A 16479-nucleotide genomic window follows, 5' to 3' on the forward strand; every position below is an offset into this window, starting at 1 on the left:
TCAGTCCCGCGGGCTCCACCCCGGCGGCCGCAAAATCCCCAGCAGCTGCCGGACCAGTTCGTCGACGACCTCGTCCAGCGTCGCGTCGACCCAGCCGGCACTCCAGTCGTGCAGCAGGCCGTTGACGCTGCCGATGAAACCCGTCGCGGCGAGGCGGTAGTCGCGGGGTGCCGCCTCCCCGCGCGCGGCGGCCCCCCGGGCTTCGGCGCAGATGAGGTCGACCCAGCCGGCCCGGCGGGCGAGCCGCTGCTCCTCCAGGCGCGGGCTGACGCCGATGATCTCGACGAAGGTGAGGCGGACCCGGCGTGGATCGGCGGCGACGTTCCCGGCGTAGGCGCGGAAGATCGCGGTCGCGCGTTCGACGAGCGGCAGGTCCGCCGCGCCGGCCGCCGCCTCCAGCACCGCCGCCTCGGCCCAGTCGTTGACCTGGAGGTGCAGCGCCGCGAGCACGTCCTCCAGGGTGCGGAACTCCTCGTAGAACTGACGGGTCGACAGGCCGGCCGCCTCGCTGAGCGCCGCGACGGTGGTGGCGCGGAAACCGGGGGTGTCGCCGAACAACTGGAGCGCGGCGTCCAGGAACCGCCGGCGCCGCTCGGCCTGCCGCTCCTCGGCGGTCTTGCCGCCGTAGCGGCCGGTCGGCGCTCTGAGTCTGCCCGGCACCGGCTCTCCCTTCATCCGCTGGAGCACCCGTCCTCGCCCGAACACGATTTTGTCGTGCACGCGGTCTTGTGAAGAAGGCCGCCCCTTCCTTACTTTGCAGTAAGTTCATTCTGAAAGCACGTGTGTTCAGATTCCTCACCCCACCCGCAGAGGAGGGATCAGCCATGCCCGTCTTCCGACGACGGCATCTGTGCTCCCTGACCGCCGCCCTCGCACTGACCGCCACCGTTCCCGTGACCGCCGCCCACGCGGACGCCCCCGACGCCTCCGCCGCGCTGCGCCAGGTGCTGTTCGTGGGCAACAACTGGGACGGCACCGCCGAAGTCATCAAGGCCACCGGCGACTTCGCGAGGATCGGCCGGATCAACGTCATCCCCGACAAGGACGAGCGGATGGCCGAGATCAACGCCGATCCGATCAGATGGATCGCCTTCATGACGATCCGCAACAGCGTCGGCGAAGGACACGACCAGTTCGTCGACGACATGTACTCCACGCCGGACGGGAAGTCGGTGGTCGTCTCCCGGCCCAGCTTCGCCGACGTCGTCTCCATCGACCTCGCCTCAGGGCGGATCAACTGGCGCTTCCCGGTGTCCGGTTTCCGCTCCGACCACATGGCCGTCTCCCCCGACGGCAAGCGGGTCGCGGTGTCGGCGTCCACCGGCAACACCGTGCACGTCCTGGACATCGAGACCGGCAAGCAGCTCGGCAAGGCCGCCACCGGCGACAAGCCGCACGAGAACATCTTCACCAAGGACGGCAAGTACATCTACAACATGTCGATCGGCGAGGTGAACACGCAGACCGACGCGTCCTGGCTGGACTGGACGAAGGGCGACCGCCGCATCACCGTCATCGACGCGACCACGTACGAGCAGGTCAAGGTCATCGACATGCGCCCGCGCCTGGACGCGATCGGCCTGAAGGACTTCTCCGACGCGGTCCGGCCGGCCGTGTTCTCGCCGGACGAGTCGAAGCTGTACTTCCAGGTGTCGTTCTTCCACGGCTTCTTCGAGTACGACCTGGCCACCGACAAGATCACCCGCACGAAGACCCTGCCGAAGAACCCGGCGACCAGCGACGACCGCACCACCTTCGTCAACGACTCGCGCCACCACGGCCTCTCGATGAGCCCGGACGGCAAGAAGCTGTGCGTCGCGGGGACCATGGACGACTACGCCACGGTCGTCGACCGCACCACCCTCCAGGAGGGCCCGCTCGTCACCGCCGCCAAGCCCTACTGGGCCACGGTCAGCGGTGACGGCAAGAGTTGCGTCGTCTCCGAGAGCGGAACCGACCAGGTCACGGCCATCGACTTCGCCACCGGGAAGAAGGTCGCGTCCGTGCCGGTCGGGGACCACCCGCAGCGCGTCCGGCTCGGTCATGTGGAGGCCGGCTGGACGAGCCCGTCCGCTGGTTGACCTCCTTCAGCCGACTTCCTTCGCGGCCCATGCCGCCAGCTCGGAGCGGGCCGCGTTCAGCAGATCCGCCGACGGGGCCGTCGCCCCGTTGGTCACCAGCGCGTAGTGCGGGACGCCCGAGTCCGGCGCGGTGAGCAGCAGGCGGCGGCTTCCCGTGCCGCCGGGCTCCTGCGCCACGCCGACCGGGGTCGTCGAGGTGTAGGCGGGCGGGGCGTGGGACGCGCCCAGGTCGGAGACGACCGTGGTGGACGCGGTCGGGAAGCTCGCCGGCAGGTGCAGTTCCGTGGGTGCCCGGCCGCCGTCCGAGCGCCACAGCAGCAGCCCGTACTGTCCTGAGCCCACCAACCGCTGGACGTTCGGCAGCGAGTCCGGCACCGGGTTCCAGGTCAGGGTCGTCGAGCCGTCCCGGGAGCGGTCCTCGTAGGTGAAGCCGACGGTCGTACCGGCCGTGGCGCTCGGGTAGAGGCGGTCCAGGAGCCGGGCGTCCTGGCGCAGCACCGGCTTGCCCGAGTCGTCGAGGCGTACGGCGGACAGGTCCTCGTCGTTCCAGGCGTCACCGGCGGTGAGCACCTTGTCGGGGTTGCCGTTCATCAACTCGCGGTGCCGGCCGTTGTAGATGTCCCACTGCCACTGCGTACCGGAGAGCGCCGGCCCGGAGGCCGCCGGGTCGGACCACCAGTCGGCGCCCTTCAGGCGGGAGTCGAGGGCCTGGTACATCCCCTTCAGGACGGTCGGCGCCTTGTCGGAGACGTTGCCCGCCAGGGGGTGCCCGAACTCGCTGACCACGGCGGCGGTCTGCGCGGCGGCCGCCCGGTCGCGGACGGTGCGGAAGTCGTTCACGTACTGGCCGTCGGCCGCCTTGCCCCACATGAAAACGCCGGAGATGGCCTTCTGGTCGTAGAAGTGGGTGTTGAACACATAGCGCGGTCCGAGCTTTCCGGCGTCGAGCAGGCCGCCCTCCTGCTTCTGGAAGTCGAGGTTGGCGTTCCAGAACAGGTTCGGTTCCACGAAGGCGGGCTTGTCCCGCCAGCCGGCCGCGTCCATGCGGGCCCGGAACTTCTCGTAGAACGGCCACAGCACGTCCTTCTCCCAGGCGCGGCTGGTCTGCCCGGAGTCGTAGACGCCCGCGTGCGGCTCGTTGTAGGGGTCGAAGCCGACGACGCCCTCGAACTGGTCGGCGCTCAGGTGCTGTTCGACGTACGCCATGGTCTTCTCGGCGGTGGCGAGGAAGGCGTCCTGCACGCCGTGCGCGTTGTGCCAGAAGTCGTACGAGGCACGCTTCACGGCCTCGTTCTGGGTGATGTTCTGTCCCCAGAAGAGGCAGATCCCGCAGGACTCGTCCGGGTAGTTCCCGGCGTCCACCGCCCACTTGGGCGCGCCGTCGCCCGTGTACCAGCTGTCGGCGTCGAACAGGTGCCGGGAGTAGAGGTCCTGGTGGAAGTCGGGGTAGACGCGGATGCCGACGTCGAGAAAGGCCTTCATCTGGTCGGTGGCGGCGGCCAGATAGGCGGTGTCCACCGTGCCGCGCTCGGGTTCGGCGTACGCCCAGGAGAGCAGGAAGCGGACGGTGTTGCCGCCGCCGAGGGCGCGCAGCGCGGTCGCCGACTTGCGGGCGTCGGCGACGGAGGCGAAGGGCAGGCCGCCGTTCTCCGCCAGCTTGGTCTCGCCGGAGACGTTGTAGCCGCGGAGCACGATCTCGCGGCCGTGGGCGTCGGTGAAGCGGCCGTTCTTCACGGTGACGGCCGGGTCGTCGAACCAGAGGGAGCCGGGAGGGGACGCGGCGGTGGCGGGCGGGACGCCCGCCACCGAGAGGGAGCCGAAGAGGACAGCCAGGACAACCAGCAGACGTACTCGGATAGTCGGCATGTCCACTACAGTCCGGTGATATCAGGACACCGTCAACACCCCTGACTCTGGAGTAAGTTCCCTCTCGGCCAGCGCCCACACCTCAACCGCCCACCCTTCGTGTCACGTTCAACAAGTACTCCTTCCTGTTCAGCGGGTTGTGGTCGGTGCGCGGGCGCCTCGGGATCGTGCCGTGCGTGACTGGCGCATAGTGGTCGAAGGCGCTCTCCAGTTCCCCCTCGCCGCGGGTGAGCCCCGGCAGCAGTTGCCCGAGGGCGTGCACCCGGGCCGCCGGCACGGTGCCTTCGAGGACGCAGAGGTCGCCCCGGGTCCGCGTCGTCTCCGGTACGGCCGCGAGCCCGGCGAGGACCGGCAGCAGGGCGCCGAGGGTGTCGGCCGGGGCCTCGACGCGGAAGCGGTGCATCGGCTCGTGGACCCGTGTCCCGGCCCGCCGCAGCGCCTCGACGAGCACCAGAGGGGTGACGCCGCGGAAGTCGGCCCCGGTGCTCGACATGCTCTTGTCGAAGCCCTGGTGGGCGTGGCTCTGGCGGGGTGAGTAGCCGCTGTGGGTCATGGTGACCGTGCAGTCGGTGACCTGCCAGCCGTACAGCCCCTGGTCGAGCGTCTCGCGCACGGTGTCCTCGACGGCCTTGAAGAAGGCGTACGGCATGGAACCGAGCTCCACCTCCAGCCGGAAGCCGACGCCCGAGCCGACCGGTGCGGGGTCGACGCGCAGGCCGACCGTCGCGAGGAACGGGTTCGGGTCCTTCTTGTTGAACTCGACGGCGTGACCGGTGCCGACGAGCCGCTCGACGCACAGCGGGGTGGTCTCGCGGAAGGTGACGTGGAGACCGTACTCGTCGGCGAGGGTGGCCTGGACGACCTCCTTCTGCACCTCGCCGTAGAGGGACACGGAGGTCTCCTGCCGGCGTTCGTCGTGGCGCAGGCCGATCAGCGGGTCCTGTTCGGCGAGCTGGGTGAGCGCGAGGTGGAGTGCGCCTCTGTTCACGCCGGGTTCCGGGACGACGACCGTCTCCAGGGTGGGCGGGGCGAAGTAGTGCTCATAGGACTTGCGGGGTTCGCCGATGGCGTCGCCGATCCTGATGTCGCCGAGGCCCCACAGCCGGGCGATCTGCCCGGCGGCGACAGCGTCCGCACGAGTGTCCGTGCCGTGGCCGAAGACGCTGATCCCGGTGATCCGGCCCTCGGTGCCGTCCGCTCCGCAGGGGATCCGGTCGCGGGTGCGCAGCGTGCCGGAGAACATCCGGGCGTAGGCGACCTTCTCCCCCGCCGGGCCGCGCTCGACCTTGAACACGGTTCCGGAGACCGGCCCTTCCGCGTCCCCGTCGGCGGCCGGCAGCAGTTCCTCGATGCCGGACAGGAGCGCGTCCACGCCGGCGCCCGTGGCGGCGGAGCCGAAGTAGACCGGGTGGACCAGGGCCTCCCGGGTCCGCGCGACGAGGGACCTGCGCAGGAGGGCGTCCGTGACGGTGTCCTCGACGTAGGCGGACAGCAGGGTGTCGTCGTTCTCGGTCAGGACGTCGAGGGCGGCGGCCGGACCGGGCCCCGGGGTGAAGCGGGCCGCACGCGTGCCGAGGCCGGTGGCGGTTCCCATCGGCACGATCGCGGGTGTCAGGCGGGCCGCGACCGACCGCAGCACCTCGTCGTCCCGCGCCCCGCGCCGGTCGATCTTGTTGACGAAGAGCAGGGTCGGGATGCGCAGCCGCTGGAGCGTCCGCATCAGCACCCGCGTCTGTGCCTGCACCCCTTCGACGGCGGAGATCACGAGGACGGCGCCGTCCAGCACGCCGAGCACGCGCTCCACCTCGGCGATGAAGTCCGGGTGACCGGGCGTGTCGATGAGGTTGACCGTCACACCGTCGAGCGGGAACGAGACGACGGCGGACTTGATGGTGATGCCACGCTGCCGCTCCAGCGCGAGGGTGTCGGTACGGGTGTTCCCGTCGTCGACGCGGCCGACCTCGTCGATCACCCCGGCCGAATGGAGCAGCCGCTCGGTCAGGCTGGTCTTACCTGCGTCGACATGGGCGAGAATTCCAAGGTTGAGCAACTGCACGAAGCGTCATGTCCTTCGGAGAGAGAGCCGTTCCTGTCTGGGGGGACATGGACGCAGTGCGCATCTGAGCTCCTCGGGACTCGGTGACGTCGTCGAATCGTCGACCCGTGCAGTGCAGCAGACCGGCCCGGTGGGCCACAACGGAATTAACCGCCGACGGGGTACCCGGCGGGGGCACGGAAGGAGAGGAGCCGGTCGTGCGTGACATCCTCCCGGTGCTCGGCCGCTGGTACGCGGCCGGGTTCCCCTTTGGCCTGGCGACGGTCGTCGAGGTCAGCCGCAGCGCGCCGCGCGATCCGGGCGCGGCGATGGCGGTGGGTCCGGACGGGCAGGTCGTGGGCAGTGTGTCCGGGGGCTGTGTCGAGGGTGCGGTGTTCGAGCTGGCACAGGAGGTCGTGGCGAGCGGCGAGGCCCGGCTGAAGACCTTCGGCTACAGCGACGAGGACGCCTTCGCCGTCGGCCTGACCTGCGGCGGCGAGATCACGCTGCTGGTGCGTCCCGTGACGCCCGGGCTGGATCCCGCCTTCGGCTCGGTCGTGGACTGCGTCGCGGCCGGAGAACCGGTGACCACGGCGACGGTGACCGACGGTCCGGCCCGGCGCGGGGCGACGCTCGCCGTCCGGCCGGACCGGGTGTCGGGCACGCTGGGCACGAGCGGCCTGGACGCGGCCGTCACCGCCGACGCGCGCGGCGGGCTCGCTCTCGGTGCCACCGGACTGCGGCACTACGGGCCTCAGGGGCAGCGCCGCGAGGACTCCGTCAGCGTGTTCCTCCAGTCCTTCGCACCGCCGCCGCGGATGCTGGTCTTCGGCGCGATCGACTACGCGGCGGCCGTCGCCCGTATCGGGGACTTCCTCGGCTACCGGGTCACGGTCTGTGACGCCCGCCCCGTCTTCGCCACGCCCCGGCGTTTCCCCGAGGGCGTCGAGGTGGTCGCCGAGTGGCCGCACCGCTACCTGAGGGACACGGACACCGACGAGCGCACGGTCGTCTGCGTCCTCACCCACGACCCCAAGTTCGACGTGCCGCTGCTCCAGGAGGCACTGCGCCGCCCCGCCGCCTACGTCGGGGCGATGGGCAGCCGCCGTACCCACACCGACCGGGCTCGGCGGCTGGCCGCGGCCGGGCTCACCGAGCGGGAGCTGTCCCGGCTGCGCTCACCGGTCGGGCTCGACCTGGGCGCCCGTACGCCCGAGGAGGTGGCGGTGTCCGTCGCCGCCGAGATCGTCGCGCTGCGCTGGGGCGGCACGGGGGCACCGCTGACCGCCACGGAGGGAGCGGTGCATCCGCCCCGCCCCCGGTGAGTCAGGGCCGTCGGCCCCAGGCGGAGATCATCGGTGAGGTGGCGAGGTCGAGGCGCCCCGCCTCGACGTTGGCGAGGTGCCGCTCGATCTCCTCGGCCGTGGCGAGGCCCTCGGCGACGAGCTGGTCCCGCACCGGGCGGACGGTGGCCGCCTCCAGGACGTCGCACGCGGGCGAGGTGACCGGGAAGTAGGCGTCGGCCTCGACGTCGGTGAGTCCGGCCTCGCGCAGGAGCCGCGGCAGCCTGCGTCCGTAGGAGAGGTCGGCGCCCCGCTGCCGCAGCAGCTCACGGAAGCCGGTGCGGAGCCGGTTGGCCAGCTCCTGTTCGGGGCCGTGCTCGTCGGGACAGATCAGCGGCTGGAGCGCGGGATCGGCGTCCTCGACCAGCAACCAACCGCCGGGGCGCAAGGCCTGGCGCATGGCGCGCAGCGCGGCGTCGCGCTCGGCCACGTGGACCAGGACGAGGCGGGCGTGGACCAGGTCGAAGGGCCCGGCCGGGGGGTCGCCGCGGCCGACGTCGTGGCGGAGCACCTCGACTCCGTCGGTCGCGGCCGCCTCGGTCCAGGACACGTCGATGTCGGTGGCGAGCACCCGCCCGCGCGGCCCGACGCGCTCGCGGAGCCACGCGGCGACGCCCGGCCCTCCGGCCCCGACCTCCTAGCACCGCCACCCCTCGGCGACACCGACCGTCTCGAAGTGCCGGAACGTCGAGGCGTCGAAAAGGGCGGCCAGCGCGCCGAAGCGCGTACCGGCCTCGGCCTGCCGGTTGTCCAGGAGGTATCCGCCGTCCCGCGCCATGCGCCGATCATGACAGGGCGGTTCGTACGGCGGTCGGGCACCCCTAGCCGGGGGTGCGGGGCGGCAGCCGGTGCAGTTCCACGTCGGTGAGACGGCCGTCGGTGACGGTGGCGGTCAGGTACGTGCAGTGGGGCTGGCGGCGGCGGTCCGTCGGGGAGCCCGGGTTGAGCAGGCGCAGCCCGGTGGGGGCCGTGGTGTCCCAGGGGATGTGGCTGTGGCCGAAGACCAGCACGTCGAGGTCGGGGAAGCGGGCGGCGCAGCGCTTCTCCCGGCCCTGGGCGGGGCCCGTCTCGTGGATCACGCCGAAGCGCAGCCCGCCCAGGTCCACGTACGCCACCTCGGGCAGCCGGGCGCGCAGGTCCGGTCCGTCGTTGTTGCCGTACACGGCGACGAGCCTGCGGCAGCGGTCCTCCAGCAGGTCCAGGGTGGCCGTGTCGACCCAGTCGCCGGCGTGGAACACGACGTCGGCCTGCGGGAGTTCGGCCAGCAGGGGGGCGGGCAGGACCTTGGCCCGCTTGGGCAGGTGAGTATCGGACATGAGAAGCAGGCGCACATCCTCACCCTAGAGGCTTCCGGCCGCACCGCCCGGGAACCCGGTCGATCTTCGAACAGGCGGAGAGCGCAGCTCAGTTGTCCCGTGGCCGGAGATGATCACGGCCCGGTCTCGAAAGGTGAGGCGGCATCGCCGACCGGGTTAGCATCGGGCAACGCGCAGTACAACAGGACGTCTACGGCAAGCGACCCGAAGGGGCCCGGAAACCCGATGCCGGTCAAGGTCAGCGTCATCGTCCCCGTGTACAACCCGGGGATCTACATCGAGGACTGCATCGCCTCGCTCCAGAGGCAGTCACTGCCTCCCGACGAGTACGAGGTGATCTTCGTCGACGACGGCTCGACCGACGCGACACCGGCCCGGCTCGACGCGCTCGCCGCCGAGGACCCCCGGATGAAGGTCATCCACCAGGAGAACTCCGGCTGGTCGGGCAAGCCCCGCAACGTCGGCATCGAGGCCTCCCGCGGCGAGTTCGTCATGTTCGTCGACAACGACGACTACCTGGGCGACGAGGCCCTGGAGCGGATGTACGACTACGGCGTGGCCAACGGTGCCGATGTCGTCGTGGGCAAGATGGCCGGCAAGGGCCGCGGGGTGCCGGTGGAGCTGTTCCGCCGCAACCACCCGCGCGCCACCGTCGAGAACGCCCCGCTCATCGACAGCCTCACCCCGCACAAGATGTTCCGCCGTGCCTTCCTGGACCGCATCGGCCTGCGCTTCCCCGAGGGCAGAAGGCGCCTGGAGGACCACGTCTTCATCGCCGAGGCGTATCTGCGCGCGGGGAACGTCTCCGTGCTCAGCGACTACGTCTGCTACTACCACCTCCGGCGGGAGGACGGCTCGAACGCCGGCTTCGAGCGCTTCGATCCGGTCGGCTACTTCAAGAACCTCCGCGAGGCCCTCGACGTCGTCGAGCGGTACACCGAGCCCGGACCGGTGCGCGACAAGCTCTTCCGCCGCTGGCTGCGCGTGGAGATGGTCGAGCGGCTGCGGGCCCGGCGCTTGTTGAAGCTGCCGGACGACTACCGCAGGGAGTTGTTCGCCGAGATCCACGAGGTCGTCGTCGAGCGGTTCGGTCCGGGCGTCGCGGCCGGGCTGCAGCCGACGCAGCAGGTCGTCGCCGCGCTGACCGCGGCCGACCGGTACGACGACGTCGTGTCCTTCGCCCAGTGGGAGGCCGGTGTCGCGCCCAAGGCGGCCCCCGGGTACGTGGAGTGGCGCGACGGCTCCCTCAGCGTCGGCTTCACCGCCGAGTACACGTCCGGCGGCGAGCCGATGACCTTCCCGGCCGATGCCGAGGTGACGCCGCTGGACGACGCGCCCAAGGACGTCAAGGAAGCGGTGCGGTGGGTGGCCTCGCAGACCGCCGCGCGCTTCGGGCAGGCCACCGTGGACGTGCTGCTGCGGGAGCGGTCCAGTGCCGCGCAGTACTTCCAGCCCGTGCGGTTCACCCGAGAGACGGTGCCCGTCGGGGACGGCGGGGAGGTCCGGCTGGTACTGCGTGCGACCGCCACCGTCGATCCGGCCGACCTGCCGCAGGACGGCGTCTGGGACGCGCTCGTCCGGGTCAAGCTGGGCGGCTGGACCAAGGAGTGCCGGCTGGGACCGGCGCCGCGGGCGAGCCGGCCCACGCCGGACGTCGGGGTGGTCGGGGGTCGTCCGGTGCTGCCGTACTGGACGGAGCCGCACGGCAACCTCTCCCTGCAGCTCGGCGTGCGCGGCAAGCGGCTCGGGCTGGGCCGGGTTCAGCGGTCCGACGTCACGGTCTCCGGCGTCGGTGTGCGGGTGCCGCTTCCGCTGCACGTCCCCGGCGACACCGCGGTGCGGCTGCGGTTCGTCTCCGCCCAGCAGATCTTCGAGGCGCCCGGCACGCTCTCCCCCGCCGCGGAGGGGGCGGGGGCGGTACTGGCGGCGGCCCTGCCCGCGGAGAGCCTCTCGCGCGGTGTGTGGCGGGTGGCCCTGTGCCTGACCCCGGACGCGCAGTACACCGGGCTGCCGTTCGCGCTGCGCGCGGCGGGCGGGCGTGTGCAGGTGGCGCCGGTGCCGCAGCCCGGTGTGGCACTACGGGTGGCGCGGCGTGCGCGACGCGTGCTCGGTGCCGTGCGCCGGAAGGTTTCCCGTATCAGGATCGGAGGGCAGTGACGGCATGCGACCACTGGGGATAGAGGGTGCCTGGGTTCTGGAGCCCAAGATCTTCCCGGACGACCGGGGCAGCTTCCACGAGTGGTACCGGGGCGCGGAGTTCCGGGAGGCCACGGGCTACGACCTGTCCCTGGCCCAGGCCAACTGCTCGGTCTCCCGGCGTGGCGTGCTGCGGGGTGTGCACTTCGCGGATGTGCCGCCCGGCCAGGCCAAGTACGTCACCTGCGTGCGCGGCGCGGTCCTCGACGTGGTGGTCGACATCCGCGTCGGTTCCCCGGCCTTCGGCCGCTGGGAGGCAGTGCGGCTCGACAGCGACACCCGGCACGCCGTGTTCCTCGCGGAAGGGCTCGGGCACGCGTTCATGGCGCTCACCGACGATGCCACCGTCGTCTACCTGTGCTCGACGGGCTACGCGCCGGGGCGCGAGCACGGGGTGAACCCACTGGACCCGGAGCTGGGCATCGCCTGGCCCGACGGCATCCCTCCCGTCCTCTCGCCGAAGGACGCCGAGGCACCGTCGCTGGCCGAGGCCGAGCAGGCGGGACTGCTGCCCACGTACGCGGCCTGCTCCGACCACTACAAGCGGTTGCGCGGGCGGCCCAGCCTCTGACGCCGTACCGGGACACCGTCTGATCATGCGACCCGGTGCGTCCTGTGTCGCCCATCACGGCCAAGAACCGCGCACATCCAGGTCGTCGAATTGGTCATCTCTCGGGACCTTTCAGCCATTCGGATGACATACACACCAGAAGCTCGCTCCGTTCACTAGCGTCACTCCTAACCGAACATGCGATCGATTCCGTTCGGTTGCGCTTCACTCAACGTTCCACGCGCCATGGAGGAGAGATATGAACAGCGGAAAGAGACGCATGACGCACAAGCTGATCACTGTGGCCGGATTAGTCGCGGCCGGAGTGCTCGCGGGTGCCGGGACGTCCCAGGCCGCCGACGCAGGCGTCTACACCACCACGGGTGGCGGCTGGGCGGGATGGACCGAGAACGGCGACACCATGACGGTCTGCGACATCAGCTCCGACGGTTACGGAGTGCGGGGCTACATCTACACGCCCTACGCCGGCGATCCCGCGAACGGCACCGTTCTCATCAAGGGGAACGACGCAAGCAATGACGGGAACTGCGCTACCTTCGCGGAGAACCTGAGCGAGACAAGGCACATTTCCCTCAAGGTGTGCCAGTACGCGGGCGACGTCGTGAAGTCGTGCGCCTACACACGCATCCGGTAGACACCGCACCGATGAGTCAGGCTTGAGCGGGCAGAGCCCGGCGGTTGCCGGACTCTGCCCGCTGCCGGCCGGAGTGACATTGCCGGCCCGACCTCGCTCTTCAGGACTTGGCGTAGCGCTGCTTCAGCGCACTGCGCTTGTTGCTGCCTTCGGCGTTCCTGCCCTTTTCGATGATCACCAGGTTGTGGTAGAAGTGCACACCGACGACGTTGAGGTCCGTGTAGGTCGGCTGATAGTCCTCATCCACGAATTCCTCGTAGTTCAGCCCGTCCGCCAACCGCTTCAGCATCGCCATGCTGGTGTGCGAGGCGTCGAGGTCCTCGCTGCCCATCCATTCGGGCCAGTATGACGACTGCGTGTCCTCGACGACGTAGATGCCACCGTCCTTGAGCCGGGGGAAGAGCGTCTCGAACGTCGTGATCACGTGCGGGCTGCGGTGACTGCCGTCATCGATGATGACGTCGAGTTCGCCGATCTTGTCGGCGACGGCATTCAGGGACGCGGGGTCGGACTGGTCGCCGACGAACGTCGTGATGCGGTCCTCGTCGACAAAAGACTTGTCGTGAATGTCCATTCCGAAGATCTGCGCCTTCGGGAAGAAGTGCTTCCACATGCGCAGCGATGCCCCGCCCTGGCCGGTCCGGCTGTAACCGCCGATTCCGATTTCCAGGAGGTTGAAGGATTCGTTCTTCAGGTGCTGGAGATGGCGCTGGTAGTGCTGGGTGTACCGGTGCGTTCCCCACTTGTCCGTCTTGAAATGCACGGCCAGTTTGTTGAGATCGTCGGAGATCGCTGCGAGCCCGGTCGGCTTCGCCGGCTTGGTTGCCTGGCCGGAGAGGCGCTTCTTCAGTCGGCGCAGAACCCGCAGGTTCTTCTCGCCCAAGGCAGACTTCACAATCGTACGCATCGACATCGCGGGGGCGTTTCCTTTCATGGGGGCCTACCGGTCGGACACCGGACGGTGGAGCGACTCACTGTCGGCGGGCTGCGCGGTGGCGTGGCCGCAGCCGGGCGGGCGGGAACGCCTCACGCGCGTCGACGTGACGTACGCGTCGCCGCGGCTGACATTCGGCGTTGCGCGGCACGCCACGCCGCACGGGGCCGGAACCCGTGCCGTCTCACTGGGACATCTCCTTGCGGATACGGGGCAGTGCTTCTTCCAGGGCGGCCTTCCAGGCCCGCATCGGTTCCAGGCTGATCTCCGGCCACCTGTCGTGCCCGAGGACGCTGTAGGCCGGGCGGGGCGCGGGCCGGGGGAAGGCCGCGCTGCTGGTGGGACGCACCCGGTCCGGGTCGGCGCCGACGAGGGAGAACACCTCGCGGGCCAGCTCGTACCAGGTGGCCTCACCGGCGTTGGTGGCGTGGAAGACGCCGTGCGCGTCGGGGCCGAGCCGTTCGCCGAGGTCGGCGATCCGCTCGGCGACGTCCGCGCTCCACGTGGGCTGCCCCCGCTGGTCGTCGACGACGTCGACGGTGTCGCGGCGGGCTTCGAGACCGATCATGGTGCGCACGAAGTCAGCGCCGTGGACCCCGTAGAGCCAAGCCGTGCGCACGACCGCGCTCGCCCCGGGCAGCTCCTCCAGCACGGCCCGCTCCCCGGCCAGCTTGGTGCGGCCGTAGGCGGTGCGCGGGCCCGTCGGATGGTCCTCCGGGTAGGGGGTCGTGCGGGCCTCGCCGGAGAAGACGTAGTCCGTGGAGACGTGGATCAGGCGGGCGCCGTGCGCGGCGCAGGCCCGGGCCAGCAGGCGCGGTCCGTCGCCGTTGATCTCCAGGGCGCGGGCCTCGTCGCTCTCGGCGTCGTCCACGGCCGTGTATGCGGCGCAGTTCACGACCAGGTCGGGCCGGTGGTCACGCACAGCCGTGTCGACGGCCGCGGGCCGGGTGATGTCCAGGGCCGTCCGGTCCAGGCCCAGCACCTCCTCGCCGCGCCGGGTGAGCTCCTCGACCACGTCATGGCCGAGCATTCCGCCCGCCCCGGTGATCAGCCACCTCATGCCCGCTCCTGGGCGACGCGCTGCTTCAGGGGCTCCCACCAGGCGCGGTTGTCGCGGTACCAGGCGACGGTCTCGGCGAGGCCGGTGGTGAAGTCGTGGCGGGGGCGGTAGCCGAGTTCGTCGCGGGCCTTGGACCAGTCGACGGAGTAGCGCAGGTCGTGGCCCTTGCGGTCCTCGACGTACTCCACCCGCTCCCAGTCCGCGCCGCAGGCCTGAAGGAGCAGGCCGGTGAGTTCCTTGTTGGTGAGCTCGGTGCCGCCGCCGATGTTGTAGACCTCGCCGGGCCGGCCCTTGGTGCGGACGAGGTCGATCCCCTGGCAGTGGTCGTCCACGTGCAACCAGTCGCGGACGTTGCGGCCCTCCCCGTACAGCGGCACCTTGTGACCGTCGAGGAGGTTGGTGACGAACAGCGGGATGACCTTCTCGGGGAACTGGTGCGGGCCGTAGTTGTTGGAGCAGCGGGTGACGCGCACGTCGAGGCCGTGGGTGCGGTGGTAGGCCAGGGCGAGCAGGTCGGAGGAGGCCTTGGAGGCCGAGTACGGGGAGTTGGGCTGCACCGGGTGGTCCTCCGGCCAGGAGCCGGTCTCGATGGAGCCGTAGACCTCGTCGGTGGAGACGTGCACGAAGGGGCCCACGGCGTGGCGCAGGGCGGCGTCCAGCAGGGTCTGGGTGCCCAGCACGTTGGTGCGGACGAAGTCGGCCGCGCCGGTGATGGAGCGGTCCACGTGGGACTCGGCGGCGAAGTGCACGACCTGGTCCGCGTCGGCCATGAGCTTGTCGACCAGTTCGGCGTCGCAGATGTCGCCCTGGACGAACTCCAGCCGGGGGTGGCCCAGTTCGAGGTTGTCGAGGGTGCCGGCGTAGGTGAGCTTGTCCAGCACGGTGATGCGCGGCGCGTCGGGCGCGTCCGAGGCGAGAGTTGCGCGGACGTAGCGGGAGCCGATGAACCCGGCTGCGCCGGTGACGAGGAGGTTCATGAAGTGATCTGCACCTTGCTGTGGTCTCCGAGGACGAAGCGGTGGGCGCTGGGGACGCTGGGAGCCGGCGTCACCTCGACGTGCCGGCCTATCAGCGAGGCCTCGATCCGGCCGACGCCCTGGATCGAGGAGTCCCGCAGCACGATGGAGAACTCCAGTTCACTGTCGGTGATCCGGCAGTTCTCCGCGACGGAGGTGAAGGGACCCACGTAGGAGTTGCTGATGACGGTTCCGGAACCGATGACGGCGGGGCCGACGATGCGGGAGTTGACGATCCGCGCGCCCTCCTCCACCACCACACGCCCGATGGTCTCCGACGCGGTGTCCACGTCACCGTCGATCCGGCGGTCCATGCCCTCCAGAACCATGCGGTTCACCTCGAGCATGTCGCCGACGTTGCCGGTGTCCTTCCAGTAGCCCGTGATGACCGTGGAGCGCACATCGGCGCGGGAGTCGATCAGGTGCTGGATGGCGTGAGTGATCTCCAGTTCGCCGCGCCAGGACGGTTCGATGGCGCGTACCGCTTCGTGGATCAGGGGGGTGAACAGGTAGACGCCGACCAGCGCGAGATCGCTCTTGGGCCGGTCGGGTTTCTCCTCCAGGCCGACGACCTGGCCGGAGGGGTCGAGTTCGGCGACACCGAAGGCGCGTGGGTCGGCCACGCGCGTGAGCAGGATCTGGGCGTCGGGCCGGTTGCCGCGGAACTCGTCGACGAGTCCGGAGATGCCGCCGACGATGAAGTTGTCGCCGAGGTACATCACGAAGTCGTCGTCGCCCAGGTAGTCCCGGGCGATCAGTACCGCGTGGGCCAGCCCCAGGGGCCGCTCCTGGGCGATGTAGGTGATCTTCAGGCCGAACTGCGACCCGTCGCCCACCGCTTCCTCGATCTCCGCGGCCGTGTCCCCGACGATCATGCCCACGTCGGTGATGCCGGCCTCGGCGATCGACTCCAACCCGTAGAAAAGGACGGCCTTGTTGGCCACTGGCACCAGTTGCTTGGCCGACGTGTGTGTGATCGGCCTCAGTCTTGTTCCTGCGCCGCCGGACAGCACGAGAGCCTTCATTCGGTTCACCTTAGTCGTGATCCGGCGGATGTGAACATCACTTCTTTTAGTTGTCGATGCGCACAGTTACCCGCATCGTCACCGCGCGGCCTCCTGAGGAGCGGTCAGTCCTCGCCCCTGACGATGTTCCAGTCCGGCTCGGAGCGCACGGTTCGGGTGGTGGCCCGGTCCTCCACGGCGGGGAGGCAGGTCCGCAGCGCGGCCTTGCCGCGCAGGCGGCGTGCCTTCGACCAGCCGGTCTCGGGCCGACGGGCGACGGGCTTGTCACTGGTCTCCATGGACGTCGTCACGACTCATCATCTTCCTTCTGCATCCGCTGCTGTTCGAGTCCCCATGAACAAACCGAACAAACCCGCGTCGTGACGTCGCGGCCGAGTCCTGAACGCCCCCTCGCGGCAAGGC

At 70.3% G+C, this 16479-nt stretch carries 14 protein-coding genes and 1 pseudogene; 5 read left to right on the plus strand and 10 right to left on the minus strand.

The genetic code is table 11. From position 1 onward, the window contains the following. Complete coding sequence (locus HDA41_RS02030; protein ID WP_184980053.1) at window positions 1-660, minus strand: TetR/AcrR family transcriptional regulator; 660 nt, start codon at window positions 658-660, stop codon at window positions 1-3. 164 nt (window positions 661-824) lie between these two features. On the opposite strand from HDA41_RS02030, the gene HDA41_RS02035 reads away from it, so the two are divergent. After that, the gene (locus tag HDA41_RS02035) at window positions 825-2081 is read left to right on the plus strand and encodes a YncE family protein (protein WP_184980055.1); all 1257 of its coding nucleotides are present in this window, start codon (window positions 825-827) and stop codon (window positions 2079-2081) included. 6 nt (window positions 2082-2087) lie between these two features. Here the strand turns inward: HDA41_RS02035 and HDA41_RS02040 are convergent, their stop codons facing one another. Both HDA41_RS02040 and HDA41_RS02045 read right to left on the minus strand, forming a co-directional pair. Further along, the gene (locus tag HDA41_RS02040; protein ID WP_184980057.1) at window positions 2088-3947 is read right to left on the minus strand and encodes a glycoside hydrolase family 5 protein; all 1860 of its coding nucleotides are present in this window, start codon (window positions 3945-3947) and stop codon (window positions 2088-2090) included. Between the two features lie 82 nt (window positions 3948-4029). Continuing rightward, complete coding sequence (locus HDA41_RS02045) at window positions 4030-6003, minus strand: elongation factor G (protein ID WP_184980059.1); 1974 nt, start codon at window positions 6001-6003, stop codon at window positions 4030-4032. Between the two features lie 197 nt (window positions 6004-6200). Between HDA41_RS02045 and HDA41_RS02050 the strand changes: the two genes are divergently transcribed. Then, window positions 6201-7307, plus strand: coding sequence for an XdhC family protein (locus HDA41_RS02050; RefSeq protein ID WP_184980061.1), 1107 nt, complete (start codon window positions 6201-6203; stop codon window positions 7305-7307). Window position 7308: 1 nt separating this feature from the next. Here HDA41_RS02050 and HDA41_RS02055 read toward each other — a convergent pair. Both HDA41_RS02055 and HDA41_RS02060 read right to left on the minus strand, forming a co-directional pair. Continuing rightward, window positions 7309-8103: pseudogene (locus tag HDA41_RS02055) on the minus strand (class I SAM-dependent methyltransferase). A 43-nt stretch (window positions 8104-8146) separates the two neighbouring features. Then, window positions 8147-8656, minus strand: a complete 510-nt coding sequence (locus HDA41_RS02060; RefSeq protein WP_184980063.1) for a metallophosphoesterase family protein — start codon at window positions 8654-8656, stop codon at window positions 8147-8149. A gap of 210 nt (window positions 8657-8866) precedes the next feature. On the opposite strand from HDA41_RS02060, the gene HDA41_RS02065 reads away from it, so the two are divergent. The 3 genes from HDA41_RS02065 to HDA41_RS02075 all read left to right on the plus strand — a co-directional run bounded on the left by HDA41_RS02065 (window position 8867) and on the right by HDA41_RS02075 (window position 12042). After that, window positions 8867-10798, plus strand: a complete 1932-nt coding sequence (locus HDA41_RS02065) for a glycosyltransferase family 2 protein (protein WP_184980065.1) — start codon at window positions 8867-8869, stop codon at window positions 10796-10798. Window positions 10799-10802: 4 nt separating this feature from the next. Beyond that, window positions 10803-11408 (plus strand): dTDP-4-dehydrorhamnose 3,5-epimerase, encoded by a 606-nt coding sequence (gene rfbC / locus HDA41_RS02070; protein WP_184980066.1) that lies wholly within the window; start codon window positions 10803-10805, stop codon window positions 11406-11408. A gap of 259 nt (window positions 11409-11667) precedes the next feature. After that, window positions 11668-12042, plus strand: a complete 375-nt coding sequence (locus tag HDA41_RS02075) for a hypothetical protein (protein WP_184980068.1) — start codon at window positions 11668-11670, stop codon at window positions 12040-12042. A gap of 100 nt (window positions 12043-12142) precedes the next feature. Here the strand turns inward: HDA41_RS02075 and HDA41_RS02080 are convergent, their stop codons facing one another. The 5 genes from HDA41_RS02080 to HDA41_RS02100 form a co-directional block, all read right to left on the minus strand. Beyond that, window positions 12143-12955, minus strand: a complete 813-nt coding sequence (locus tag HDA41_RS02080) for a class I SAM-dependent methyltransferase (RefSeq protein WP_184980070.1) — start codon at window positions 12953-12955, stop codon at window positions 12143-12145. 205 nt (window positions 12956-13160) lie between these two features. After that, window positions 13161-14036 (minus strand): dTDP-4-dehydrorhamnose reductase, encoded by an 876-nt coding sequence (rfbD, locus tag HDA41_RS02085; protein WP_184980071.1) that lies wholly within the window; start codon window positions 14034-14036, stop codon window positions 13161-13163. Then, window positions 14033-15013, minus strand: a complete 981-nt coding sequence (rfbB, locus tag HDA41_RS02090; RefSeq protein WP_184980073.1) for a dTDP-glucose 4,6-dehydratase — start codon at window positions 15011-15013, stop codon at window positions 14033-14035. The genes rfbD and rfbB overlap by 4 nt, the downstream gene beginning before the upstream one ends. Then, window positions 15010-16077: a glucose-1-phosphate thymidylyltransferase gene (locus HDA41_RS02095; RefSeq protein WP_184980075.1), complete on the minus strand. Its 1068-nt coding sequence runs from the start codon at window positions 16075-16077 to the stop codon at window positions 15010-15012. Before HDA41_RS02095 ends, rfbB begins: the two co-directional genes overlap by 4 nt. Before the next feature lie 104 nt (window positions 16078-16181). Beyond that, a complete protein-coding gene (locus HDA41_RS02100) occupies window positions 16182-16367 on the minus strand; it encodes a hypothetical protein (RefSeq protein ID WP_184994166.1) in 186 nt (61 codons plus the stop codon). Window positions 16368-16479 lie beyond the last annotated feature (112 nt).

This window comes from Streptomyces caelestis (genome assembly GCF_014205255.1).
Taxonomy (GTDB): domain Bacteria; phylum Actinomycetota; class Actinomycetes; order Streptomycetales; family Streptomycetaceae; genus Streptomyces; species Streptomyces caelestis.

Coding starts and splice junctions, on each gene's coding strand:
- HDA41_RS02075 (WP_184980068.1), top strand. CDS start 11,668: ATGACGCACAAGCTGATCACTGTGGCCGGATTAGTCGCGGCCGGAGTG.
- HDA41_RS02095 (WP_184980075.1), bottom strand. CDS start 16,077: ATGAAGGCTCTCGTGCTGTCCGGCGGCGCAGGAACAAGACTGAGGCCG.
- rfbB (WP_184980073.1), bottom strand. CDS start 15,013: ATGAACCTCCTCGTCACCGGCGCAGCCGGGTTCATCGGCTCCCGCTAC.
- HDA41_RS02065 (WP_184980065.1), top strand. CDS start 8,867: ATGCCGGTCAAGGTCAGCGTCATCGTCCCCGTGTACAACCCGGGGATC.
- rfbD (WP_184980071.1), bottom strand. CDS start 14,036: ATGAGGTGGCTGATCACCGGGGCGGGCGGAATGCTCGGCCATGACGTG.
- rfbC (WP_184980066.1), top strand. CDS start 10,803: ATGCGACCACTGGGGATAGAGGGTGCCTGGGTTCTGGAGCCCAAGATC.
- HDA41_RS02035 (WP_184980055.1), top strand. CDS start 825: ATGCCCGTCTTCCGACGACGGCATCTGTGCTCCCTGACCGCCGCCCTC.
- HDA41_RS02040 (WP_184980057.1), bottom strand. CDS start 3,947: ATGCCGACTATCCGAGTACGTCTGCTGGTTGTCCTGGCTGTCCTCTTC.
- HDA41_RS02080 (WP_184980070.1), bottom strand. CDS start 12,955: ATGTCGATGCGTACGATTGTGAAGTCTGCCTTGGGCGAGAAGAACCTG.